This window comes from Streptomyces sp. NPDC020597 (genome assembly GCF_044335095.1).
Lineage (GTDB): Bacteria > Actinomycetota > Actinomycetes > Streptomycetales > Streptomycetaceae > Streptomyces.
In genome coordinates this window covers 23356-47377 of sequence record NZ_JBIRUL010000043.1, presented here as the reverse complement: position 1 = coordinate 47377, position 24022 = coordinate 23356, and the positions used below count along the sequence as shown (strand labels likewise).

The following is a 24022-nucleotide window of genomic DNA, read 5'->3' as shown; positions in this document are numbered from 1 at the left end:
TGGTCGCCCTCGTACTTCTCCGCGTCGTGCGGAGGAGCACCGTTGGCGATCGTCCGCCAGTACATCGAGCAGCAAAAACGTCCGCTCTAACGTGCACGTCAGAACAGCCTTGAGAGGCATTCATCCCCGGCGTGAACGCCGGGGCTTTCTGCAAGAAACCCGGTAACAGCGAAGGGGCGTAGCCCTTACGCCGTCGCCGATACCGCCGCAGGCTGTGGCCCGCGGCGGCTCCGTGGGCCGGCCTGCCGGCCCCGACCCGCCGACAGCCTGACGCCGGTGATGGGGGCGAGGGAGGAGGAGTTCATCGCGTGGATGCCCTGCCTCGGGCCCGGTGACAGCACCCCCCGGATCATGAACAACAAGGGAGGAAGTCATGCCGGACCCGAAGGCCGGAGCCCCATTCGGAGCCACGAAAAAGGTAACGGGGGGCGACAGCCGGGCAGGGGCGCACCGGGCTACGGATGCACCTGCCAACCGCGGTCCGCCTCAGCGCGAGCCACTTCGGCGTCGTACTGACTCGCCTCGAAGTGGAACTCCGGCGGTGGACGGGGCATGGAGGTGTGCGCCGCCCACGGAACCTCCCAGTCCGACCACTGCACGATCTCCCCGAACCGCTGCATGGCCACGGTCAGGAAGCCGCAGCAGCCACCGGTGCAGTCGGGCTCCCCCAGCTCAAGGCGGCGCGCTTCGTCAGTCGCCCGTAGAGGGCTGGGACCCTCGGCCGGCAGCACACAAGCCGCGTATGGTCCGCTGCCGCCTTCGCCGACCGCTTCCTCGACCACGTCCTCGCCGTTGACCCAGAACCGCAACTGGGCAGGGAACCGGGGGCCCGGCGGCAGCACCTTGATCTCCAGACGATCGAACATCAGACCACCCTACGGGGCGCGTCGGCATCAACGCGCGGCCCGGCTGGCGCCTGCCTCCCTGGCAGACCGGCCAAGCCCTCGGCATCACCAAAGCCATCCGTGTCGGCGAACGCGGCCTGTCCCAGAAGACCCTCTCCTGCTCCCTGGTCGCCGCACTCCCGGGCACTGGAGTGCGTACGGTGCGCCGCCACTGCTGTGGGTGGCCGCCACCGCCCGGGCTCCGGCTGCGCCGGGCCCTGCGTCGCGGCCCGGCTTTCGCGTTTGGGTAGTGATTGCTCATGGTCTCTGTGCCGTCCGGAGGTGTTCTGGAAGGGACAGAAATCCTATTCCGGCTCCTCAGGCAGTGATTTCGATGAACACGACCACGATCTCGCGCCGGCAGCAGTCCCCCGAGCTGCAAGCGGCCAGCACCGGTGAGCACGTGTTCGGTCTGCTTCTGGAGCACGGGCCTCTCGCTCCCGCCTCGGCCCGTCATGAGGCCCGGCCCGTTCTGGCCGCGTGGGGACTGGACGACGACCAGATCTACGAGACCCTCCTGGTGATCTCCGAGCTCGTCACCAACGCTGTCTGCCATGCGCTGCCGCCCGTCGTGCTGCACCTGCGCGCCTGCGTCAAAGGCGTGGGAGCCGTGGAAGTCCATGTCAGCGACGGCGGCCCCCAGGCCGCCCCGGACAACTGGGCGGCTGCCCGGCCCGCCGGCGAACACGGCCGTGGCGACATGATCGTCTCTGCCCTCGCCAGCCAGGCCGGATCCGGGCGCGAAGGCGAAGGTCTCATCGACCACTGGGCGAGCTTCGACGCGGCCTGAGGACGCGTGTCCGCCGACGATCTCGAGGGCGTGCCCGCACGATGGCCCAGCCTCGGCAGCGGGCCGGCGTCCTCTCGGTCCCCAGCGCATCTGCTCCGCTGCTTCTCCCCGGGGCGGGCAGGGATCGGCGTATGACCTCAGCTCGTCTGCCCAGCAAGCCGGGAGCCCGGCTTGCGCCCCGGCTTGCGCTGCTGCCCCGGAGGCATCCCGTGAGGGTGAGCCGGCGTCGCACCGTCCGGCAGCTGTCTTGCCGCACAGGTGCAAGGCGGGGTGGGTGCGGCATCCAGCGGTGCGCTGATCCTGGGGGACGGCGTTCTCTTTCTGATGGTGGCCGATGCGCTGGTCAGCGTCATCTCCCACGTGGTTGCCGCCGAAGTCGGTCAGCGCGTCGCCTTCCGTGGCCTGCTGGTGGGCGGTTCGTATGTCCGCCGAAGCCGGGCGCGGCTCGTGATCATTCATGGTCACGGGCCGCGAGCCGTCGGGCCGACCGGGTTGGAGGGCCAGGCATTCAGGTAGACGACGCAGCCCGTGCGGCCGGTGGCCTCGGCTTCCGTGCTGGGCAGGCGACGCCCCTGGGCGTACAACAGCGAACAGCGGTGCATGCCGCACCGATCAGAACGGAGCAGCCGGCATGAGCGGAGCACAGGAGGAATCCCGCCCGGGGGGCAGCTCGGGGGCGGGAGCCGCCCCCGAGCTGCTGGAGCGCATCCGGCGGGAGCAGCGGCACACGCTGAGGCTGCTCACCGTCTGCGCGGTGGGTCTGGTGCCCTGGACAGTTCTGCTGGCGCTGACCCTGCCCTCCCACTACCAGGTCCACCAGTGGCGCCTGGCCTGGGTGGGGTTCGACGTCCTTCTCGTGGTCGCCATGGCCGCCACTGCGGTCTTGGGCTGGCTGCGGAACAACGCTGTCATCGTGCCGGCCGTCGGCCTGGCCGTGCTGCTGGTCTGCGACGCCTGGTTCGATGTGTCGCTCGCGTTCGGCACCTCGGGCGTGTGGCTGTCGGCGGCGCTCGCGGTGTTCGCCGAGCTGCCGTTGGCCGGCTACCTCATCGTCCGCGTCACGGGGCTGATTTCGCTGGGGCAGTGGCCGTCTGCTGAGAGCCGGCGGGAAGAGAACCCGAAGACGTGAGACGGGCGCTCGGCTCCAGGGACGCCGTCCCCGCCAGGACGCGCCCCTGCAGCCCGGGCGGGTTGACGGGGACGCCGGGACGGTCCGCGAGCCGTGGGGCCTGGGCGGCCGGTCATGGGTCGTCGACGCCGGCCGGCGCCCCGGCCGGCGTCGAGGCGCCCGCGGTGCGTGGTGGCCGCCGACCGCGAGCAGCCCGGCCGTGGCGGCGACGAGGCCCGGCACTGAGCAGGGACGCGCTGCCCCTTGGACGGCACGGCCCGTCTCCGGGACCGCCCGCTCCAGCACAGGACCCGGGATCAGCCCGGTCGGCGGGACGAACCCGCGCAGAGCGTCGGCCTCCCGCAGCCGGTCGGGCGCGACGAGCAACGGCATCGGTGCGGTGGAGACGAGCGTGAAGAAGGCGTCCGCAGCCCCGAAGACGATCATCAGCAGGACGCGATGCGGCACTTCGGCGAGACCGGTCGACAGGTGTACGGCAGCAAGCCCCTGGACGAGGCATCGCACCAGGTCGCAGCCGAGCATGATGCGGTGCCGTCACACGCGGTCCGCCCACCCCCCGCCCACCGGTGAACAGCAGCATGGGCACCAGACCTGCGGCCGCCACCAGGCCGACGCCGGAGGCGGCCCCGCCCACCGAGAGCACGGCAAAGGGCACGGCAAAGGGCATGGCGACGAACGACACACCCGACATCGAGGTCGCCGCCAACGCCTGCGCCGGGCTCGGGCACCCCGGGTGCACCTGGGGGCGGGGTGGTGCGCGAGCACCCTGTCCGACGCGAGTCTCCTGCCACACCCGGGGCCGGGCGACAGGAGAGACGCGATGGCCACGAACACCGTCAGCCGGCCTCGGCATCGGGCCGGCAGCCGCCCCCGGCGTCACAGCGGACGCAGCCCGGGCCGCCACCAACCGCGCCTTCGAGGAAGGAACCCGACATGACCTCTCTGCCCACCCGGACGCGTCTCGACGGCGACCGTGCCCGGCTTGCCGGTCCGGCGCAGCAGGAGGGTCGCGGCGACCAGCCGCTCGGTGCCCGGCATCGAGCTCCAGTCGTGCCTCAGGTCGTACGGATCACCCGAGCCGGCGCCGCGGCCCAGCCACCCGGCCCTTCCCGAACACCGGAGTCCCTGGAAGCCCTCACCCGTGCCCTGGCACTGCTCGGCATACGCGGCACCGGACTCGTCATCACCGCCCTCACCCAGGGGCCGGCAGACCTGCCGCTGATGCGTGAGCGCGTCCCCGGCCTCAGCGACGGACTCCTCACCCGACGCCTGCGGGAGATGACCGCCCTCGGCCTGGTGGAGCGGACCGCCTACCCGGGCACCGCCCGTCACACCGTCTACGCACTGGCCTCCCACGGCAAGGCCCTCGTGATTCCCCTGGTGGCCCTGACCGTGTGGGCACAGGACCATCTTCCCGCGCACACCCGGGCTGCGGGTCCCCGCACATCGCCGGAATCCGGCGCACCACACCGTACAAAGGACGGGGCATGAGCGCACACGAGAACGTGGACCTGGGGCACACGGTGGCCGGCTGGACCGGCACCGCGCTCGCCTGGCCGGTTTCTGCGTCACCGGTGTCGGAGTGATCGCTGTCTGCGCGCCGCTCATACTCTCCGGGATCGCAGTGATCGTCCTGGCCGCGGCCATCACCTGGCTCCTCCACCTGGCGGGACGGGGAAAGCCGAGCGGCCCGCGCGCGGCCGATCAGTGGGACTGGCGGGTGAAGGACCTCCGCGTCCGGCGTGGACATCCGGACTGCCTCGGGTGCCGCATGGCGGGCAGGCGGGCCGAGGCGGCGGCCCCGCTGCCGGAGTCGACGTTCGTGGGCGGCCGCCTCGCCGCCGCCCCGGCCCCTGCACAACGTCACCGTCCAGGGCACGCACCGTCACGGAGGACGCCCGCCGCTTCGGTAGCCGGCCGCATCGCCGCACAGGACAGAGAAGGAGGTGCCGGCGATGGCCGCTGAAGACCGAGCCGGCGGCTTGCGCTCCGACGACGACGCCGTGGCGGCGGACGCAGACCGGCTCGCCGCCGACCGGGACTTGTGGGACGACCTCGCCGGGTTCCACGGCACCGGCCCCGGCGACCGGTCCGACGACGTGGAGGCCTTCCTCGCCGGCAGGCAGACCCTGCGCGGGATCGAGCGAGAACTCGCCGGCGACGTGAGCGGCAAGGAACTCCTGCACCTGCAATGCCGCTTCGGGACGGACACCCTGAACTGGGCCCGCCTGGGCGCCCGCGTCACCGGCGTCGACTCCTGCCCCGAAGCGCTCGCACGAGCCCGGCGACTGGCAAAACGGGCCGGTCTGGAAGCGGAGTTCGTGCAAGCGGACGCCCAGCGTCTGCCCGACGCCCTGGCCGCAACGTTCGACCTGGTGGTCGCCACCTACGGGGTGCTGTCGTGGGTCGGCGACCTGGACGCCTGGATGAGCGGAGCCGCGTCGGCGCTGCGGCCGGGAGGCAGGCTGGTGCTCGTCGACTCCCACCCCGTCTTCCAGACGGTGCTCACCTGCGATCCCTTCGACGCCGACCGGCCCCAAGGCGCCGGTGCGCCCCACCACGACGCGATGACGGGCGCCTACGCCCACGCCGATGTCCCCGCGGAGCCGAAGGCGTCCACCCTGTACCCGTATTCGCTGGGGCAGATCGTCAGGGCGGCCACGTCGGCGGGACTGGTCGTGGAGCGCCTGGGCGAGCACACGGAGAGCGAGACCGGCGGGCGCCACCTCCTGCCGCACGGGCCGGGCGGCCTGTACCGGTTCCCCTTCAGCGACACCTGTCTGCCCATCCTGTATTCGCTCAGGGCGGTCCGTCCGTCGGCTCTCGGCGGCGCATGAGAGCCGACGGTTGAGTTCACCACGTCGCGGTAGTCCTCCGGTCGCGTGATCGCGACTACCTCTCGGGACAGCGCGCCGGGGTCCCGTCCGAGTCCCCGGCCTGGCCGTGGGCGCCCCTGACATCCTGTGGGCTGTAGGGACTTCTTCGGGCAGGTGGGCACACGGCGCATGGGCTCGTCGGCGCTGCCCTGCTGCCCCCGATCGGCCCTGCGCCGACGTCGAGGGGTTGCTCCCGCCGCCGGAACACCCTGCGGGGACAACCGGCGATGCGACCTGGCCTGGCTGGTCCGCTGGTTCTCCTACCGGGCGACGCTCACGTCCTTTGCGCTCGCCGGTGGCCTTTTGCGTGACGGGGCGCCGTCGTCGAGGTACCTGAGGGCGACCTCGGCTGCGGCGAGGTCCTGCACCCCGAGGCCGATGAGTTTGCAGACAGTGATCTCGGCGTTGTCCGACCGGCCGGGTGCGGTCCCTGCCAGGACCTCTCCGAGCTCTGCATGCTTCGCGGTGTCCATTCCTGCTCGTGCCAGGTCCCCGTGGATGCCGGCCAGTTCGCGGCTGTCGACGACGATCCGGTCGGCTTTCAGCAGGCAGTCGGGAGACAGCTCGGCCTTGGAAGGATCGTCGGCACCGACTGCGGTGATGTGCATGCCCGGCGTGAGCCACGCGCTGTCGACCAGCGGTTCGGTGCTGGCGGTTGCGGTGACCAGGACGTCGGCCCCTTGACAGGCCCCTCGGGCATCGGCCGCGGCCCTCACGTGCAGTTCAGGGTGGCGGGCCATGACAGCGGCTGTCAGACGCAGCACGTGGTCGGGGTTGCGTCCCCACACGCGTACCTCCCGCAGGGGAAGTTCATGGGCGGCCGCCAGGACTTGCAAATACGCCTGGACACCGGTGCCCAGGACGGCGAGCACGGCAGAATCCGGTCGGGCCAGGGTACGTGCGGCAAGGGCGCCCGCAGCAGCGGTACGGATGTCGGAGATATGGTGCTCGTCCTCCAGCAGCATCCGCAGATCACCGGTCTCGGCGTCGAAGACGGCGATGATTCCGGATGCCGGCGTACCGCCGCGCCGGGATCGCTCGAGGAACCATGTCGCCACCTTCACGGTGAACACGGGGCGCCCGGGCAGCCAGGCCGACTTCACATGGACGTCGCCGTCCCGCCCGGCCGGTGCGAAGACCACCACCGGAGAGTCGCCCATGCCCCGGCTGTAGTCGGCGAGCGCCTGGGCCACCGGTTCCAGGACGTCCTCGTATCCGACTGCGGCGCGGATGGCGTCGGGGCCGACGTGGCGCAGTGCGGAGAGGCTCATACGGGCAGCTCCCTCAGGTGCCCTTCGGCGACGAACGCCACTTCGCCGCCCACCGTGACGGAGCGGATGTCCTGCCCTTCGCCGTGTGCGCTGATCGTCATCTGGCTGGCGCGGCCGGTGAAGCGCCCCTGATGCAGGGTGACGGTCTCCCCGTCGCCGATCCGGCTGTGCCGGCGCAGGTAGGCGGCGGCACAGCCGGCGCCGGAACCGGTGGCCACGTCCTCCAGGACGCCGTCGTTGTTCCAGTGACGTCCTTCCAGCGCGGTGGCGTCGAGCAGGTAGGCGAACTGTGCACCATGCGCAGCGAGGGGAGCTTCGAGGTCCTGGGCGATCCGGGCGCGTTCCAGCGCGTCGCCACGCACGGGAACCATGAGGTACCGAAGTCCTGTGGAGAGCACTTCCGCAGGAAGGTCCGGATCCAGGTCGTCGGCTTCCAAGGAGAACCAGGCGGCCAGCTCGGCGATGTCGGGGCGGCCGAGGAATGCGGCGGGGCCCTGGTCGAGAACGGCGCTGTAGCGGCCCGCTGCGCGGCGTCGGGTGGTGACGTCGACCGTTCGGGCTTTCAGCTTCAGGCGCCAGGTCTCGGTGTCATCGCCACCGTGCAGCGCGTGCAGGACACATGCCGCCCCGATGAGAGGGTGGCCGGCGAAGTCGAGTTCTCCGGCAAGGTCGAAGACGCGCGCATGCCGGCGCCGGTCACCGGCGGGGTCCCGCGTCAGGAAGACCGACTCGAAGTGGCGCATCTCCTGGGTGATGCGCACCATCTGCTCCGCGCTGAGCTGTGCGGAGTCCGGGAACACCGCCAGGCTGTTGCCGCTGTACGGCCGGCTGCTGAAGACGTCAACGTGTAGGTAGCGCATGTTTCGGACAGTACGGTCTGTCGCAGGTGCAAGGAACCGGCAACTTTCCTGGGGCGGATATAACCTGTGCTTATGGGGCCGGATCTTGAGACATCGCTCCTGCGGGCCTTCGTCAGCTGCGTCCGTTCGGGCAGCATCAGCAGGGCTGCCAACGTGCTGGGGCACAGCCAGCCGGCGCTCAGCGGACAGCTGAGGAAACTCGAACGCGCCGTCGGTCAACCGCTGCTGCACCGGTCTGCCACCGGAGTGTCGCTGACCAGAGCCGGGGAGGCTCTGCTGCCGTACGCGGAACGCATCCTCACCCTGTCGGCACAGGCTGTGACGGCCACCGGGCAGACCGTGGCCGGGCACTGCGGCGTAGGTCTGATCGAGGATCTCGCCGCCGCTCCGCTCGCGCAGGCCTTGGCCGACTTCGGCCGGATGCATCCGCAGGCGACGCTGGAACTGGTCAGCGCGCCCGGCCCGGAGATGAGAAGGGCCTTCGCGACCAACCGCATCCACCTGGCGCTGTGTGACCCGGCGTATCTGCCCGAACCTCCGCGCTGGACCGTGCGGCTGCCCCTCGTCTGGGCCGCCGGGCCTGAGGTGGACCTCAGCCTGGACCCGCTGCCGCTCGTGCTGTTCTCCCAGCCGTGCCGCTGGCGCATGCCGGTACTCGACGCTCTGAAAGACAGCGGACGTGACTGGCGTATCGCCTTTGAGAGCACCGGCCTGGCCGGCGTGCAGAGCGCGGTTCGCGCCGGGCTGGGCGCCGCGGCCCTTCTTCCCGCCCAGGTCGAGTCCGGGATGGCGGCGCGCGGCTTGCCCGAACTGCCCGACGTGGAACTGGGAATGGTTCGGCGTCCGGGTACCGAGGGCGATCTCCTTGTCGACGCGGTCGAAGAACTCCTGAAGAGCCTGATCTGACGCAGCGCACGAGGACCAGGCACGAGGGGAAGCGGTGCCTGGACGGCTTGCCCTCGGGGACCGTCACGACTGCGGCCTGGCTCCGCCACGAGGACGAGCTGCCTCCGGGCAGGCAGACGTCGCCTTGGTCAGGGGCGACGCCGCGGCCGCCGCGACGTACCCGCAGTTCGGCGAGCGGCTGCCCGGCCGGGCGGTGGGCTCCGCGCCGGCGTACTCACCGGCCTGCACAGCGGTGCTCTGCGGCGATCAGGAGCCGGCCGACCGCCGATGGGACGTCTGCGAGGCGGGACGCCCGCGGCGCCGCCGTCTCCGGCCGGTACCGCTTGCGCGGCGCTGGCTCTAGTGCCTGCGGGTTTCGGCGGGCCGGAGGCCGAGGACGCGCGATCCGTCGTGGTGATGCAGCAGGCGCTGGACGAGGAGACCGCAGCGGGCTCCGCCGGGCATCCCGCCGTACGGGCGGCGCCGGGGGCTGTGCCGGCCCGAGAGGGCGGCTTCGGCGAGGCTGCGGCCCTGCTCTCGATGGCACTGAGCGCCGCGGCATTTCGAAAGTCGGTGGGTGATGGCCGTGCTGTCTGCATCGACAGCACGGCCGTTCTTCCAGCGGCGGTCTCGTCCCCGCGGGCCGCCGCCTTCCGGGGCGCGCGAGCAGACGATGCCCGGGCGGGTGCGGCGCCGCCGACCCCACCCGGGCCCCGAATCCCTTTCGGATCGTCCCTGGCTCAGACGGGGATCAGTTTGCGGTCCTCGTCCGAACCGGCCGGGTGCTGGGACAGTTCCGTGTCGAGCTGCTCGCCCTCCACGTCGACGTTGGGCAGACGGCGCTCCAGCCGGCGCGGCAGCCACCAGGCCCGCCGGCCCAGCAGAGCCAGCACGGCCGGAACGATCGCCATGCGGACCACGAAGGCGTCGAAGAACACCGCGATCGCGAGTCCGAAACCGATCATCTTGATCATCTGCTCGCTGGAACCGATGAAGCCCGAGAAGACCGCGATCATGATGACCGCCGCCGCGATCACCACGCGGGCGCTGTGACGGAAGCCGGTGACGATGGCGTCCCCGGGCTGCTGGCCGTGGACGAAGGCTTCTCGCATCCGCGTGACCAGGAAGACTTCGTAGTCCATGGCGAGGCCGAAGACCACGCCGATCATGAAGATCGGCATCATCGACATGATTGGGCCGGTCTGCTCGACGCCGAACAGCGAGCCGAGCCAGCCCCACTGGAAGACGGCCACGACGGCGCCGAGCGCGGCGACGACCGAGAGCAGGAAGCCGAGCGCTGCCTTGAGCGGCACGAGCAGTGAGCGGAACACCACCGTCAGCAGGAGGAAGGCGAGGCCGACGACCAGTGCGAGATAGGGCAGCAGGGCGTCGCTCATCTTCTGCGAGAAGTCGGTGTTCAGCGCGGTCGCACCGGTGACGTAGACGTGGTCGCTGGTCTTGTCCCGGATCTCGTGGACCAGGTCCTCGGTGGCCAGTGAGGACGGCCGGTCCTTCGGGATGACCGTGATCATGGCTGTGTCGCCGGTCTTGTTGAGGGTCGGCTCGGTGACGGCGGCCGCGCCGTGGAGACTGCGGATGAGCGTGATCGCCCGGTCGGCCTCGGCTCTGTCGCCGTCGACGACGACCGTCAGCGGTCCGTTGAAGCCGGGGCCGAAGCCGTCGGAGAGCAGGTCGTAGGCCTTGCGCTGGGTGGTGCTGACGGGCTGCGAGCCGTCGTCGGGCAGGCCGACCTCCAGCGAGGCGGCCGGCAGGGCGATCGCGCCGAGGCCGACGACGCCGATGAGCAGGACGGCGACCGGGTGGCGGAGCACCAGACGCGCCCAGCGGGCGCCCATGTTCGGCTTGTGCGCGACGGCCCTGCCCCGGCGGGCCCTGCGGCCGAGGACACGGTCACCGGCGAAGCCCAGCAGGGCCGGAATCAGGGTGAGAGCGATGAGCACCGCGATGACGACGGTGCCGGCCGCGGCGACGCCCATCTTGGTGAGCAGGGGGATGTTGACGACGGCCAGGCCCACCAGGGCGATGACCACGGTCAGACCGGCGAAGACCACGGCCGAGCCCGCGGTGCCGGCGGCCCGTCCGGCGGCCTCCTCCTTCTCGCGTCCCTCGGTGAGTTCCGATCGGTAGCGGGAGACGATGAACAGCGCGTAGTCGATGCCGACCGCGAGGCCGATCATCATGGCGAGCGTAGAGGTGGTCGTGCCCAGGTCGAGGGCGGCGGCCAGCCCCGTGATCGTGGAGATGCCGATGCCCACGCCGACGAGCGCGGTGAGCAGCGGCAGACCCGCGGCGATCAGCGACCCGAAGGTGACGACCAGGACCACCCCGGCGATCACCACGCCGATGATCTCCCCGGCGCCCGTCTTTGGTGTGGCCTGCAGCGCGTCGCCGCCGATCTCGACGGTGAGCCCGTCGTGCCGGGCCTGTGCGCCGGCCTTCTTCAGGGCGTGGAGGGTGTCGTCGGTGAGTTCCATGGAACCGACCCGGTAGGTGACGGACACGTACGCGGTCGAGCCGTCCTTCGACACAGCCTGCGTCGTGTACGGGTCGGTGACGGAGGCGACCTGTCGGGAGCCGGACGTCAGCGCGGCGACCACGCCGGTGACCTCGGCCCGGGAACCGGCGTCCGTCATCTTCGCGCCGTCGGGCGCCTTGAAGACGATGCGGGCGGTGGCGCCGTCGGCGCTGCCACCGGGGAAACGCTCCTCCAGCAGGTCGAAGGCCTTCTGGGCCTCCGTGCCGGGAACGGAGAAGGACGACGAGGTGGCCGCCGGCGCGGACGCCGCGGCGAAACCGGCGAGCGCCAGGAAGGCCACCCAGATGAGGGCCACCAGCCTGCGGCGACGGAAGGCCAGCCGCCCGAGTCTGTAGAGAAACGAGGCCACGAGGGCTCCCTGTTCATCGAGGGGGACGAGAGGAACAGGGTCGGCCTGCCTCCTTGACCACTCAGGTCAGAGAACTGCGCCGCACCTCACGTGCGGGTCCTCTCAGGCACTCATCGTCCTTGCGGCTCCAAGCCCCTCACATGAGTAAACGATGCCCATAGATCCCCGCTGGGTGCGGCGGGTCCGCCGGCGCAGGCGACGGCGGATCAGAGAAAGAAGACCCGGGTGCGGTCGGAGCGCCGGGGGCAGTGGATTCTCCGCCCCCGCTCCATGCCAACAAGTGTAGGCCAACCAGTGTTGACTTTCTGGTCAGGGGTGGGCATTCTGTCAACAAGTGGTGGCCAACGCTTGTTGGCAATCTGCTCCGCACCCGGCCCGGAGACCGGGGTGCCCCGGCCCGGAAGGACAACCGCCATGAAGTCGCTGCTCCCCGCGAAGCCCGGTACGGCGTACGAGGCGCAGCACACCGGCCGGGCGGAAGCCGCCACGGACGGGGCGCGCCGGACGGCAGCCGCTCCGGGCGCGCTCACCTCCTTCTCCCGGTTCGTCCTGTGCGGCGGCGGTGTCGGACTCGCCTCCGGGCCGGCCGTGGCACTGCTGGCCACGCTGATGCCCTGGGCGTCGGCGAACGCACTGGTCACCGCGGGCTCCACCATCCTGTGCACAGAACTCCACACGCGCTTCACCTTCAGGGCCGGGCGGCGTGCCGGATGGCGCCGGCACTGGCAGTCCGCCGGGTCGGCCCTGGCCGCCTACACAGTGACGTGCGCGGCGATGTTCGTCCTGCACCTCATACAGCCGTCGGCCGGGACGCTGAGCGAGCAGGCCGTCTATCTCAGTGCTTCAGGACTCGCCGGAATCGGGCGGTTCCTTGTTCTGCGCCTGGTCGTCTTCGCCGGCGGTTCGGCCACGGTGCAGGAGGGCAGCCCGGTGGGGGTCCAGGAAGCGAGCGGGGCCGCGTCCTGGTCCATCGCGACTGCGCCGTGGACGAGGACCCCGCAGCGGGTGAGTGAGCGAGTCGTCCTGCGTGGGGCGAGGGCGGCGGCCACGATGCCGACCGGAAGAACCAGCGTCAGCGGGACGGGCGTTCGCCCGGGCGAGTCGCTGCGTGAGGGGTTCACCCGAGTGTCTTGACCGCTTCCGTTGCGGTGGCCGGCGTACCGGATCCGGCCCCGGGTCTTCGTCCTTCGCACGCGGTGTCCCCGGCGTGAGCGGCAGTCCTGGACCCGGAGGGTGCGACACGCCTTCGCGCTGAGGCCCGGGGGACGTCTCAGGTCCCTGTTTCCTCGAAGGTCAGTACGTCGTGGCCGGTGTCCCAGAGCAGGATCAGCAGGGCGCGCACCGCTGCCTGGTCGATGTTCTCGACGATCAGCACGGTGCCGTCCTCGCCAGGCGTGGACACGTGGTCGAACCTGGTCCGGATCACGTCCAGCAGAGTGCGGGCGATCGGTGCGCGCAGGGTCAGCTCGTAGCGGGTGGGGGCCATGCCGTACAGGAAACCCGTCGCCCGTGGGCGCGCGCACCACCCGCGAGGCAAAGACACCCGGGGTGGGATCAGATCAGGCCGAGTTCGCGTGCCGCTTTGACGGCGTCCTGCCGGGAGGCCACGCCGAGTTTGCGGTAGAGGCTCTTGTTGTATGCCTTGACCGTGTTGATCGACAGGAACAGCGCTGCGCCGATCTCCCGCTGGGTCGCCGATCCCTGCAGGGCCCGCAGGATCGACAGCTCACGGTCGGTCAGTTCCTCCGCCAGGGCGCCGGAGCGCACGGCGGTGCGGGCGCCGTTCTGGCCCAGCCGCGTTTCGGCCTGCTCGAGGCGCCGAGCCGCGAAGCCGCTCACCGGCTCCTCCTCCACGACCTCGCGGGCCCGCGCCAGCGCGGTGCGGGCGGCGGAGCGGTTGCCGCAGGCGAGTTCGGCGTCGGCGAGGTACAGCAGGCCGAGGAACAGCGTCGTCGGCCGCGGGTGGAGTTCGGCGAGGGCGACGGCGCGGCGCAGCAGGACCGCGGCTCCCTCCATGTCGGCGTGCAGGTAGCCGCGCCGGCCGGCGGCGATACGCAGCGCGGCGAGCCCGGGCGTGCTGGCCTCCCGCCCGTCGCGCTCGGCGGCGTCGGCGCTCGGACCGGCCTCGCGCAGCACCCGGTCGCACTCTTCGCCGCGGCCGGCCTCGACAAGGCTGACCGTCAGCATGCCCGCTACGGCCATCACGGTCCACAGGGGCCACGAGCCGCGGTGGCGCTGCTGCCACACGTCGAGCAGCAGGGCCGCGGCCTCGTCGAAACGGCCGTCGCGGGCCAGCACTCCGCCGAGTGTCGCGGGTACGTGCGGGTGCGCGGTGACATCGCCGGCGGTTTCCAGTTCGAGAGCCTGCCGGGCCAGGGCGACGGATCGCGCGGCCTCGGCGTCCGACATGCCGAAGCCTGCACGCACGGTGAGCACGGCGCTGCGGAAGCTGTGCCAGCCCGTCATGACGGTCTCTGCGGTGCCGCGGACTTCACAGGCGTCCAGCCAGTGGTTCACCCGGGCCTGATCGCCGCAGAGGGCCGCCGCGAAGGCCAGCGAGTAAGCCAGCAGCGGGCCGACCGCCCGGCCGGGCAGCCGCTCGCCGAACCGCAGGTAGCTCGCGGCGTCCCCGTGCGCGAAGAACCAGGTCTCCGCGTTGCGCAGCATCAGCTCCGCGGCGTCGTCGTCGCGGCCGGCGCGCAGCAGGTGGTGTACCGCGTCGTCGAGCCGCCTCTCTTCGGTGAACCAGTCCGCGGCGTGGCCGAGGACGTCCCGCGGGTCTGCGGTGGCCTCGTGGGCCAGGACGTCCCGGAGCAGGTGATGGCAGCGGTACCACTGCTGTTCGTCGTCCAGGGCGGCCACGAACAGGTCCGCCCTGACGAGATCGGACAGTACCTGGGCCGATCCGGTCACCTGCAGTGCGGCGTCGCACAGCGGGCCGGAGAGCCGTTCGAGCGGCGCGGCCCGCACGAGGAGGTCGCGGTGGCTCGGCGCGAGGCCCGGGAGGACCTCGGCCGCGAAGTAGTCCAGCAGGTGCCGGTCATCGACGTGGGCCTTCGCCGGGTCCGCGCGCAGTGCGAGGGCGGCCAGCTGCAGGCCCGCCGCCCACCCTTCGGTCCGTTCCCACACCGCTGCCGCCGCCCTGTGGTCGAGGTCGTGTCCTGACACCGCCGACACCAGGGCCGTCGCCTCGTCGGGCGAGAACCGCAGCTGCGCCGCGCGCAGTTCGGTCAGGTCGCCGCGGGCCCGCAGCCGTGCGAGCGGCAGCGGCGGATCCGTGCGCGCGGCGATCACGATCCGCAGCGAGGCGGGCAGGTAGGCGACCAGGTATTCGACCGCCTCGTGGATCCGGGGGTCGGTGAGCAGGTGGTAGTCGTCGAGGACCAGCACATGCGCCACGTCGGATGCGGCGAGCTCGTTCAGCAGCATCGGCAGCGCGAGGTCGACGGGAGCGACGGCGGCTGCGTCCAACGCCTGCAGCGGCCTCGCGCTGATCGCGTCGCCGGCGTTGTGCAGCGCGGTGAGCACGTAGCTCCAGAACCGGCAGGGTTCGTCGTCGCTCTCGTCGAGCGAGACCCACGCGATGCGGCGTTTCTCGTCGGGGCCCGACGCCCAGCCGCTGAGCAGGCTCGTCTTGCCCCAGCCGGCGGGCGCCACCACCACGGTCAGCCGGGTCCCGGCGAGGCGCAACTGCTGCTGCAGGCGTTCGCGGGGGATCGCGTCGGCCCGGGCCGGCGGGACCACCTGTTTCACGGTGAGCAGTGGCCGTGTAGGCCTGTCCGATGTCACGACACTCCCGACCTGCGATCCGGCACCGCAACCCGGTGCCGATTCTGCCAGTTCGGGCACCCCGGGTACATCTTGGGGCGGGGTGGTGCGCGAGCACCCCGTGTGACGCGAGTCTCCTGCCACCACCCGGGGCCGGCGACAGGAGAGACGCAATGGCTGCGAACACCGTCCCGGACGCCCCCTCCAGAGACAGCCGTGACCCGCGGGGGACGCCCTGATGCCGGCCGGCCCGCGCAGCGGCACGACAGCCACCCCCACGGCCGCCGTGAGCGTGAAGGCGACGGTAGGGGAAGGTCGGGAAACGCCGGCCCTGCAGCGCCACGCGTTCTACAGCGAAGAGGGCAGAGCAATGCCGTGGAGTGAGATGCAGTGGTTGCGCGCCGCCGCCTGCGCGGGCGAGGACCCCGAGCTGTTCTTCCCCGTGAGCACGGTCGGGCCGGCGCTGCGGGAGGCCGCCGCCGCCAAACGCGTATGCGCCCGCTGCCCGGTGAGCTCGGAGTGCCTGTCCTACGCCCTCGGCACCGCGCAGACGTCGGGTGTGTGGGGCGGAACCGGCGAGGAGGAACGCACGGAGCTGCTCCGAACCGCCGGGCATGACGCGAGGAGGGGGAGTCCCGGCCGGACCGGACCGGGACGCACCGGGTCCCTTCCGCCCTCCGGGGCGGGCTGGGCGGCAGACCGATGAAGCCCCCTGGCGGATCGAGTGGCGCTGTCGCGGTCCCGCGGCTGGTGAGGCGGCCGCCGGACTCGGTCTCGGTGTGCTCTGCCGGCCGTCGCGCGAGCGGTCCGCCGGCAGCCCGTGCACTTCGGCGCCGCCGGCCGTCCCCCGGTCCCGGTGCCGCTGCGCACCCGGGGGCCCCGGCCCCTCACGCCAACGACTGTGGGCCAACGCGTGTTGACTCTGGCTGGGAATTCGAGCATCCTGTCAACGAGCGTCAGGCCAACGCCTGTTGACCTGCTTCCCGGATCAGAAACGGAAGGCTCCGCCATGAACGCCACCGCACTTCCCGCCCGCACCGAAGTCGCCGTCGTCGGCGCCGGACCGGCCGGTCTCGCACTCGCCGTCACGCTCGCCTCCGCGGGCATCGACTTCGTTGTCCTGGACAAGCTGGCGGAGGGCGCCAACACCTCTCGCGCCGCCGTGGTGCATGCCCGCACACTGGAGGTCCTGGACGAGCTGGAAGCCTCCGAGGAGCTGATCGCGCGAGGCGTCAAGGTCACCCGGTTCGCCGTCCGCGACGGCGCGCGCCGGCTGCTGACAGTGCCGTTCGACAAGCTGCCCACACCCCACCCGTACACGCTGATGGTTCCGCAGTACGAGACCGAGAGCGTGCTGCTGGACCGGCTGCGTGCGCTCGGCGGCGACGTGCACCGCCCCTACGAGGTCGCCTCCGTCGTCCAGGACGAGGACGGCGTGACGCTCACCATGACCACGGGCGAGACGCTGCGCGCCGCCCACGCCGTCGGCGCCGACGGCATGCACAGCACCGTGCGCGAGGCGGCGGGCATCGGCTTCACCGGCAACGCCTACGCGGAGTCCTTCGTGCTCGCCGACGTGGTGATGGACTGGGTCCCGGGACCGGACGAGGTCTCGCTGACCTTCGGCGCCTTGGGGCTCGCCGTCGTCGCCCCGCTTCCCGGCGGCCACTACCGGGTCGTCGCCACCGTGGACGACGCGCCCGCCGCACCGGGCCTCGACTTCGTCCAGAAGGTGCTCGACGAGCGCGCCCCCGGCCAGGCCCAGGTCACCGGTATGGCATGGTCGTCACGGTTTAGGGTGCACCACCGGGTGGCCGATCACTACCGCGCCGGCCGTCTGCTGCTGGCCGGCGACGCCGCCCACGTGCACAGCCCCGCAGGCGGTCAGGGGATGAACACCGGCATCCAGGACGGCTACGCCCTGGGCCGGGCGTTCGCCACCGGCCGGCTCGACGGCTACGAGGCGCAACGCCGCCCCGTGGCCCAGCGCGTGGTCGCCTTCACCCACCGCATGACCCGCCTGGCCACCACGCGCAGCTCCGTGGCCCGCAGTGTCCGCAACATCGCACTGCCTCTGCTGGCACATACCCCGATGCCCAGGAAGCTCGCCACCGAGCTCGCCGAGCTCAACTACCGCTAGGCATCACCCTCCTCGCCGCCGTGTGAACAGGCCTGCCCTGCACACCGGCACAGGAAGAAGGAACGTGCGCCGCACCCAGCGGCCAGCGGCGTCCACAGAGGCGCTGCACCCGGCCCCTCGCGCGTGCCCGCAAGCCCGTGACGGCATCGGCGGACACCGGGAAGCCAGTGGCCCCACTGCGATTCGGGTCGGCGAACTCCTTCTCACCCGGATGCCGCCGGCCGCTATGCCGTGCCACTCCCGCCGCGGCAGGTCCGCCGCGCGACGTCTCAGGCCGTCACCGCCTCAAAAGCCAGCACCTCGTGGCCGGCGTCCCAGAGCAGGTTCAGCAGAGCGCGGACCGATGCCTGATCCATGGCTTCGGCGACCAGCACGGTGCCGTCCGTGCCGGGCGTGGACACGTCGTCGAACCGCGTCAGGATCACGTCCAGCAGGGAGCGGGCGATCGGTCCGCGCAGCGTCAGCTCGAAACGGGTACGGGTCATGCCGTCCAGAAAACCTGCGGTCCGGGTGCCCGCGCACCACCCGCTCGGCAAGAGCACCCCGGGTGGCCTCAGATCAGGCCAAGATCGCGCGCAGCCGCGACGGCGTCGTGCCGGGAAGCGACGCCGAGCTTGCGGTAGAGGCTCTTGTTGTACGCCTTGACCGTGTTGATCGACAAGAACAGCTCTGCGCCGATCTCCCGCTGGGTCGCCGGCCCCTGCAGGGCCCGCAGGATCGACAGCTCCCTGTCGGTGAGCTCCTCCACGAGAACACCCGAGCGTACGGCGGTGCGGGCGCCGACCCGGCCCAGCCGCGCTTCGCTCTCCTCCAGCCGCCGCCTCGCGTAGGCGCTCACCGGCTCCTCGTCCACCACCTCACGAGCCCGCGACAGCGCCGCACGGGCCGCCGACCGCTCACCACAGGCGAGTTCGGCGTCGGCCAGGTACACCAGCCCCAGGAACAGCACCGTCGGCCGCGGGTGCAGTTCCGCGAGGGGGACGACCCGCCGCAGCAGGACGGCGGCCGCCTCCATGCGGGCGTTCTGATAGCTGCGCCTGGCCTGGGCGATGCGCAACGGGGCCAGTCCCGGCGTGCTCGCCTCGCGTCCGTCGCGCTCCACGGTGTCGGCGAGCGGGCCGGCCTCACGCAGGACCCGGTCGCACTCCTCGCCGCGGCCGGCTTCGACAAGGCTGATCATCAGCGTTCCGGCGCCCTGGACAACGAGCGACGGCGGCCACGCCTTGCGGTCGCGCGGCGACGTCCACAGCTCGAGCAGCAGGGTCGCCGCCTCGCCGAAGCGGCCGTCACGGGCCAGCATGGCCCCGAGCGCCGCGCGCACGGTCGGATGCCCGGCACCGCCGCCCTCGGTCTCCAGTGCGAGCGCATGCTGCACGATACCGACGGATCGCGCGGACTCGGCATCCGACATGCCGAAACCCGCACGCACACACAGCACGGCGCTGCGGAAGTCGTGCCAGCCGGGGACGACGGTGGCGCGGGTGCCACTCGCGTCGCAGACGTCCAGCCAGCGGTTGACGCCTGCCTGATCGCCGCACAGCGCCGCCGAGTACGCCAGCGAGAACGCCAGCGCCGGGCCCACCACCCGGCCGGACAACTCCTCGCCGAACTTCAGGTAGGTGGCGGCCTCCCCACGGGGGAAGAACCACGTCTCGGCGTTGCGCAGCATCAGCTCGGCGGCATCGTCATCGCGGCCGGCCCGCAGCAGGTGGCGTACCGCGTCGTCGATCCGGTCCTGTGCCGCGAACCAGTCCGCGGCATGGCCGAGAACCTCCTGCGGGTCCGTCGCCGTCTCGCCTGCCAGAACATCCCGCAGCAGACGATGGCACCGGTACCACCGCTGTTCGTCGTCCAGCGCGGCCACGAAGAGATCCGCCCTGACCAGATCGGCCAGCACTGCGGCCGAACCCGTCACCTGCAGCGCGGCGTCACACAGCGCACCCGAGAGCCGTTCGAGCGGCGCGGCCCGCACGAGCAGGTCACGCTGCCTGGGCTCCAGAGCGGGCAGCACCTCGGCGGCGAAATAGTCCAGCAGATGCCGGTCGGCGGCGGGCGCCTTCGCCGGATCCGCGCGCAACGCGAGAGCAGCCAGCTGCAGCCCCGCGGCCCACCCTTCCGTCCGCTCCCATACGCCTGCCGCGGCCGCGCCGTCGAGGTCGTGCCCCGACACCGCCGACAACAGGGCAGCCGCCTCGCCGGGCGAGAACCGCAGCTGCGCCGCCCGCAGCTCCGTCAGGTCGCCACGGGCCCGCAGCCGCGCGATCGGCAGCGGCGGATCCGTGCGCGCGGCGATCACCACCCGCAACGAGGCCGGCAGGTACGTCATGAGGTACTCGAGCGCCTCGTGGATCCGCGGATCGGCGAGCAGGTGGTAGTCGTCGAGCACCAGCACATGCGCCACCTCGGACGCGGCCAGCTCGTTCAGCAGCATCGGCAGCGCAAGGTCGATCGGAGGGACGCCGGCCGCGTCCAGCGCCTGAAGCGGACCTGTGCTGATCACCCCGCCGGCGCCGCGCAGCGCGGTGAGGACATAACTCCAGAACCGCACGGGTTCGTCGTCGCTCTCGTCGAGCGAGACCCACGCGATGCGGCGCTTCTCCTCGGGATCCGCCGCCCAGCCGCTGAGCAGGCTCGTCTTGCCCCAGCCGGCGGGAGCCACCACCACGGTCAGCCGGGTCCCGGCCAGACGCAGCTGCCGCTGCAGGCGTTCGCGCGGGACCGCGCCGGCCCGGGCCGGCGGAATCACCTGTTTCACCGTGAGCAGCGGCCGCGTAGGTTTCTTCGACGTCACGACGCTCCCGACCTGCGGCGCCCGGCACCGCAACCCGACGCCGATTCTGCCAGCTCCACCACCCCGGGTACATCTCGCGGCGGGGTGGTGCGCGAGCACCCTGTCCCACGCGAATCTCCTGCCACGACCGCGGCCGCGCGACAGGAGAGACGCAATGGCCACGAACACCGTCACACAGGATCACCCGGAAACAGCCCTGACCCGCAGAGACGGGCTGAAGCTGGCCGGCCTGGGCATCGCCTCGGTAGCCGCCCTCGGCATGGGCGTCGGCGGAGTCCGGGCCGTCACCAACGGCGCCTTCAGCGCCGGATCCGGCGATCCGTACGACCTCTGGCACGACTGGACCTCGATGACCGGCATCGAGCGGGTGGTCGCCGCCGGCGTGCTGGCGTGCAACCCGCACAACACGCAGCCCTGGCGAATGAGCGTCGACGGCGACACCGTCGACGTCCACTCCGACCCCAGCAGGAGGATGCCGCTCAACGACGCCAGCGGCCGCGAACACTTCGCCGGCCTCGGCTGCGCCGTCGAGAACATGGTGATCGCTGCCGGATCGGCCGGCTCCACGTCGCAGGTCACCCTCTTCCCGCACGGCCCGGCCTCGGATCATGTCGCGCGCATCGCGCTCAGGAAGGACCGCACCGCACGGGACCGTGACCTGGCCGCAGCGATCCCGCACCGGCACACCAACCGCGGCCCCTTCACGTCGGAGCCCGTCGATCTGGACGGTTTCACCGAGCAGAGTTCCCGCATCGAGGGAGCGGGCGTGCTGTGGATCACCGACGAGGCGGCGCGTGAGCAGCTGGGACGGCTCTACGTCGAGGCCACCGAGGCGATCACCGCCGACACCGCGCAGTCGACGGAGGCCTTCGGCTGGTTCCGCAGCGCGCGCAGCAGCATCGACAAACACCGCGACGGACTCACCCTCGACGCTCAAGGCCTCAGCGACCTGGCCCTGTTCGCCGCGAAACTCCTGCCCGCGCAGTCCCGCCAGGACGGCGACGCCTACTGGGTCAAGGCCACCCGCGAGGTGCACACCGCGACCGCCGCCGCCTACGGCGTCATCGTCGTCGACGACGTCACCGACCGGAGCGCCCAGGTCAACGGGGGACGGCTGCTGGCCCGTACGCACCTCACCGCGACCGCTCTCGGCCTGGGCCTGCACCACATGAACCAGATCACCGAACGCATCGACCGCGACCACATGACCGGCGGCCCCGACGTCTTCTCCGCACGCTGGGCCGCCCTGCTCGGCCGCCCCGCCTCGGGCGGCCTGCTGTCCTTCCGTATCGGTCACCCCGAGCGCACGCCGGGCCTGAGCCCGCGCCGCAGCCTCGACGACGTCGTGACCGGCTGACCCCTGCCAAGGCGGTCCAAGCGCACCGCCCGCTCACCAGGTTCCATCCAGGTTTCACCCAAAGGAGGCTCACCATGACCGGCGCCATCATGTCGGACCAGACAGGCGGGCCGGTGCGCACCTTGCGCCCCGGTGCCGTTCTCGCCGTGACCTGTCTCGCCCTGGCGACCGTCGTGTCGGCGATGGCTTCGCTGAGCGTGGCGTTGCCCGACGTCGCCCGCGAGACGCACGCCAACCAGACCCAGCTGTCGTGGATCATCGACTCCTACAGTCTGATCTTCGCCTCGTTCCTGCTGTTCGCCGCGACCCTCGGCGACCGCTTCGGCCGCCGCAGGGCACTGCTCGGCGGTGTCGCCGTGTTCGGCGGAGTGTCGCTCGCCGCGACCTTCACGACCGAGCCGGGCGTCCTGATCGCCCTGCGTGCGGTGCTGGGCGTGGCGGCCGCGTTCGTCATGCCCGCCACGCTGTCCACGATCACCAGCACGTTCCCCCGTGAGCAGCAGGCGCGTGCCATCAGCATCTGGGCGGGGGTCGCGGGCGCCAGCGCCGCGCTGGGACTGCTCGCCTCCGGACTGCTGCTCGAGGCGTGGTCGTGGCGATCGGTGTTCTGGCTGAACGCGGTGATGGCCGCGGTGGCGTTCATCGGCACCTACCTCTTCGTGCCGGAGTCCGCGCAGCCGGGCAGGCAGCGCATCGATGTGACCGGAGCGGTGCTCACGGTGGCGGGGCTGGGGGTGCTGGTCTACTCGGTCATCGAGGCGCCCGAGCACGGCTGGGGCAGCACCCGCACCCTGTCCGGCATAGCCATCGGGCTCGCCGTCCTGGTCGCCTTCGTCGCCTGGGAGCTGCGGCACCCGCACCCCCTGCTCGATCCGCGGCTGTTCCGCAACAAGCTGTTCGCGGCCGGCTCGATCTCGACAACCCTGCAGTTCTTCGCGTTCTTCGGGTTCATCTTCGTCACCATGCAGTACCTCCAGCTGGTGCGCGGCGACAGCGCCCTGATGGCCGCGGTGAGCGTGCTGCCGATGTCCGCGGCGATGATCCCCAGCGCCCGCCTCAGCCCGCTCCTGGTCGCCCGCCGGGGCATCCGAGCCCCCTGGACCGTCGGTCTCGTCCTGGTCACCACCGGCCTGGCCGTGCTGGCCCAGCTCGACGCCGGCAGCTCGTACTGGCTGGTCGTCGGCGGGCTCCTGCCGCTCGGCGCGGGCATGGGCCTGGCCACCACGCCGGCCACCGCCGCCATCACCGACGCCCTGCCGCCCCGCCTGCAGAACGTGGGCTCCGCCGTGAACGACCTCTCACGCGAACTCGGCGGCGCGCTGGGCATCGCCGTCCTCGGCAGCCTCATGAGCGCCCAGTACCGCGACTCCCTCGACACCGGCGGCCTCCCCGCCCCGATCGCGGAAGCAGCCCGCTCCTCCCTCGCCGCCGCCGACCACATCGGCCACGCCACAGGCAACCCCGCACTCATCGACGAGGCCCGCGACGCCTTCGCCTCCGGCATGCACCTCGCCCTCCTCAGCGGCGCCGCCACCACCGTCCTGGCCGCCGTCGTCGTCATCCTCCTGCTGCGCCGGACCGGCAAGCCCGGCACGGACCAGGAAGAGACGCCGGACAGCGGCACCCACCGTGCCACGGCGACGTCGGCCGCGTAGCCACAGCCGGCCGCCCGACAGCCAACACGACATACGGCGCGAGGACCGCACCTCGCGGCCTCGCGCCGTACCAGGAAGGAACCGGCCATGACGCTGCCGCCCCCTCAGCCGCCGCACCAGCCCCACCCTGTGCAACTGCCCGAACCCCTGGTGGCCCTCACCCGGGCCTTCTCCCTGCTGGGCAGACGCGGGACCGGGCTGATCATCACCGCCCTCGCCAGAGGGCCGGCCGATGTCACCCAGGTGTGCGAGCGCCTCCCCGGCCTCAGCGAAGGCCTGCTCACCCGGCGCCTGCGGGAACTGACCACCCTCGGCCTCGTGACCCGAACCGCCGCGCCGGACACGCCATCACGTTCCCGCTACGCGCTCTCCGCCCACGGCAAGGCCCTCCTCATCCCCCTGGCCGCCCTGACCGTCTGGGCGGAGGACCACCTCTGCGCCGGCGACCCCGAGGCCAAGGCCGGCCGCAGAAGGCCGCTGAGGCGCCCGGCTCAGGTTCCCGGCCGCAGCCGGCGCCGTACGCACGCAGCTGACCGAGGGCACGTCCGTGAAGGACGGGAGGGCGAGCAGACGGCGAGACCGGCGCCGCGAGGGCTTCGCGACAGCAGGCGCGCCCGGGCCTCGCTGCGAGCGTCCCGCCTGCGGAACCGGTGGAGCGCCCCGACGGACTTCGCTCCTCACACCACCCGATCCCGCCTCACTTGAAGGAG

20 protein-coding genes and 2 pseudogenes are annotated in these 24022 nt (G+C 71.8%); 14 read left to right on the top strand and 8 right to left on the bottom strand.

The window, feature by feature from the left end; genetic code table 11:
* Positions 1–90, top strand: a 90-nt coding sequence (locus ACH4ZA_RS37700) for a transposase (RefSeq protein WP_398433573.1), incomplete at its 5' end; no start/stop codon positions are given.
* 365 nt (positions 91–455) lie between these two features.
* On the opposite strand, the gene ACH4ZA_RS37695 is transcribed toward ACH4ZA_RS37700, so the two are convergent.
* The gene (locus tag ACH4ZA_RS37695; RefSeq protein WP_398433572.1) at positions 456–866 is read right to left on the bottom strand and encodes a hypothetical protein; all 411 of its coding nucleotides are present in this window, start codon (positions 864–866) and stop codon (positions 456–458) included.
* Between the two features lie 352 nt (positions 867–1218).
* Between ACH4ZA_RS37695 and ACH4ZA_RS37690 the strand changes: the two genes are divergently transcribed.
* The 6 genes and pseudogenes from ACH4ZA_RS37690 (at position 1219) to ACH4ZA_RS37665 (ending at position 5640) form a co-directional block, all read left to right on the top strand.
* Positions 1219–1674 carry an ATP-binding protein gene (locus ACH4ZA_RS37690; protein ID WP_398433571.1) on the top strand — a complete coding sequence of 152 codons (456 nt, stop codon included), beginning with the start codon at positions 1219–1221 and terminating at the stop codon, positions 1672–1674.
* A 270-nt stretch (positions 1675–1944) separates the two neighbouring features.
* Positions 1945–2190, top strand: a complete 246-nt coding sequence (locus ACH4ZA_RS37685) for a hypothetical protein (RefSeq protein ID WP_398433570.1) — start codon at positions 1945–1947, stop codon at positions 2188–2190.
* Between the two features lie 115 nt (positions 2191–2305).
* Positions 2306–2803, top strand: a complete 498-nt coding sequence (locus tag ACH4ZA_RS37680; protein WP_398433569.1) for a hypothetical protein — start codon at positions 2306–2308, stop codon at positions 2801–2803.
* A 933-nt stretch (positions 2804–3736) separates the two neighbouring features.
* Positions 3737–4294, top strand: a complete 558-nt coding sequence (locus ACH4ZA_RS37675; RefSeq protein ID WP_398433568.1) for a winged helix-turn-helix transcriptional regulator — start codon at positions 3737–3739, stop codon at positions 4292–4294.
* Positions 4291–4634: pseudogene (locus ACH4ZA_RS37670) on the top strand (HGxxPAAW family protein); the annotation flags it as partial. The gene ACH4ZA_RS37675 and the pseudogene ACH4ZA_RS37670, both read left to right, overlap by 4 nt.
* Positions 4635–4758: 124 nt before the next feature.
* The gene (locus tag ACH4ZA_RS37665; protein WP_398433567.1) at positions 4759–5640 is read left to right on the top strand and encodes a class I SAM-dependent methyltransferase; all 882 of its coding nucleotides are present in this window, start codon (positions 4759–4761) and stop codon (positions 5638–5640) included.
* A gap of 299 nt (positions 5641–5939) precedes the next feature.
* Here the strand turns inward: ACH4ZA_RS37665 and ACH4ZA_RS37660 are convergent, their stop codons facing one another.
* Positions 5940–6950: an ornithine cyclodeaminase family protein gene (locus tag ACH4ZA_RS37660; RefSeq protein WP_398433566.1), complete on the bottom strand. Its 1011-nt coding sequence runs from the start codon at positions 6948–6950 to the stop codon at positions 5940–5942.
* A complete protein-coding gene (locus ACH4ZA_RS37655; protein WP_398433565.1) occupies positions 6947–7810 on the bottom strand; it encodes a PhzF family phenazine biosynthesis protein in 864 nt (287 codons plus the stop codon). The genes ACH4ZA_RS37660 and ACH4ZA_RS37655 overlap by 4 nt, the downstream gene beginning before the upstream one ends.
* A 72-nt stretch (positions 7811–7882) precedes the next feature.
* Between ACH4ZA_RS37655 and ACH4ZA_RS37650 the strand changes: the two genes are divergently transcribed.
* The gene (locus ACH4ZA_RS37650) at positions 7883–8716 is read left to right on the top strand and encodes a LysR family transcriptional regulator (RefSeq protein ID WP_398433564.1); all 834 of its coding nucleotides are present in this window, start codon (positions 7883–7885) and stop codon (positions 8714–8716) included.
* A gap of 719 nt (positions 8717–9435) precedes the next feature.
* On the opposite strand, the gene ACH4ZA_RS37645 is transcribed toward ACH4ZA_RS37650, so the two are convergent.
* A complete protein-coding gene (locus ACH4ZA_RS37645) occupies positions 9436–11601 on the bottom strand; it encodes an MMPL family transporter (RefSeq protein WP_398433563.1) in 2166 nt (721 codons plus the stop codon).
* Between the two features lie 414 nt (positions 11602–12015).
* On the opposite strand from ACH4ZA_RS37645, the gene ACH4ZA_RS37640 reads away from it, so the two are divergent.
* The gene (locus ACH4ZA_RS37640) at positions 12016–12735 is read left to right on the top strand and encodes a hypothetical protein (RefSeq protein ID WP_398433562.1); all 720 of its coding nucleotides are present in this window, start codon (positions 12016–12018) and stop codon (positions 12733–12735) included.
* A gap of 136 nt (positions 12736–12871) precedes the next feature.
* Here the strand turns inward: ACH4ZA_RS37640 and ACH4ZA_RS37635 are convergent, their stop codons facing one another.
* On the bottom strand, positions 12872–13087 hold the full coding sequence (locus ACH4ZA_RS37635) for a hypothetical protein (RefSeq protein ID WP_398433561.1): 216 nt from the start codon (positions 13085–13087) through the stop codon (positions 12872–12874).
* 68 nt (positions 13088–13155) lie between these two features.
* The gene (locus ACH4ZA_RS37630) at positions 13156–15354 is read right to left on the bottom strand and encodes a LuxR C-terminal-related transcriptional regulator (RefSeq protein ID WP_398433560.1); all 2199 of its coding nucleotides are present in this window, start codon (positions 15352–15354) and stop codon (positions 13156–13158) included.
* A 400-nt stretch (positions 15355–15754) separates the two neighbouring features.
* Between ACH4ZA_RS37630 and ACH4ZA_RS37625 the strand changes: the two are divergent.
* A pseudogene (locus tag ACH4ZA_RS37625) lies at positions 15755–15997 on the top strand (WhiB family transcriptional regulator); the annotation flags it as partial.
* A 381-nt stretch (positions 15998–16378) separates the two neighbouring features.
* Entirely contained in the window at positions 16379–17509 is a 1131-nt protein-coding gene (locus ACH4ZA_RS37620; RefSeq protein ID WP_398433559.1) for an FAD-dependent oxidoreductase, read from the top strand.
* Positions 17510–17778: 269 nt separating this feature from the next.
* Here the strand turns inward: ACH4ZA_RS37620 and ACH4ZA_RS37615 are convergent, their stop codons facing one another.
* A complete protein-coding gene (locus tag ACH4ZA_RS37615; protein WP_398433558.1) occupies positions 17779–17994 on the bottom strand; it encodes a hypothetical protein in 216 nt (71 codons plus the stop codon).
* A gap of 68 nt (positions 17995–18062) precedes the next feature.
* Positions 18063–20255: a LuxR C-terminal-related transcriptional regulator gene (locus ACH4ZA_RS37610; protein ID WP_398433557.1), complete on the bottom strand. Its 2193-nt coding sequence runs from the start codon at positions 20253–20255 to the stop codon at positions 18063–18065.
* 199 nt (positions 20256–20454) lie between these two features.
* On the opposite strand from ACH4ZA_RS37610, the gene ACH4ZA_RS37605 reads away from it, so the two are divergent.
* The 3 genes from ACH4ZA_RS37605 (at position 20455) to ACH4ZA_RS37595 (ending at position 24017) form a co-directional block, all read left to right on the top strand.
* Complete coding sequence (locus ACH4ZA_RS37605; RefSeq protein ID WP_398433556.1) at positions 20455–21657, top strand: Acg family FMN-binding oxidoreductase; 1203 nt, start codon at positions 20455–20457, stop codon at positions 21655–21657.
* 74 nt (positions 21658–21731) lie between these two features.
* Positions 21732–23312, top strand: a complete 1581-nt coding sequence (locus ACH4ZA_RS37600; RefSeq protein WP_398433555.1) for an MFS transporter — start codon at positions 21732–21734, stop codon at positions 23310–23312.
* 87 nt (positions 23313–23399) lie between these two features.
* Entirely contained in the window at positions 23400–24017 is a 618-nt protein-coding gene (locus ACH4ZA_RS37595) for a winged helix-turn-helix transcriptional regulator (protein ID WP_398433554.1), read from the top strand.
* Positions 24018–24022 lie beyond the last annotated feature (5 nt).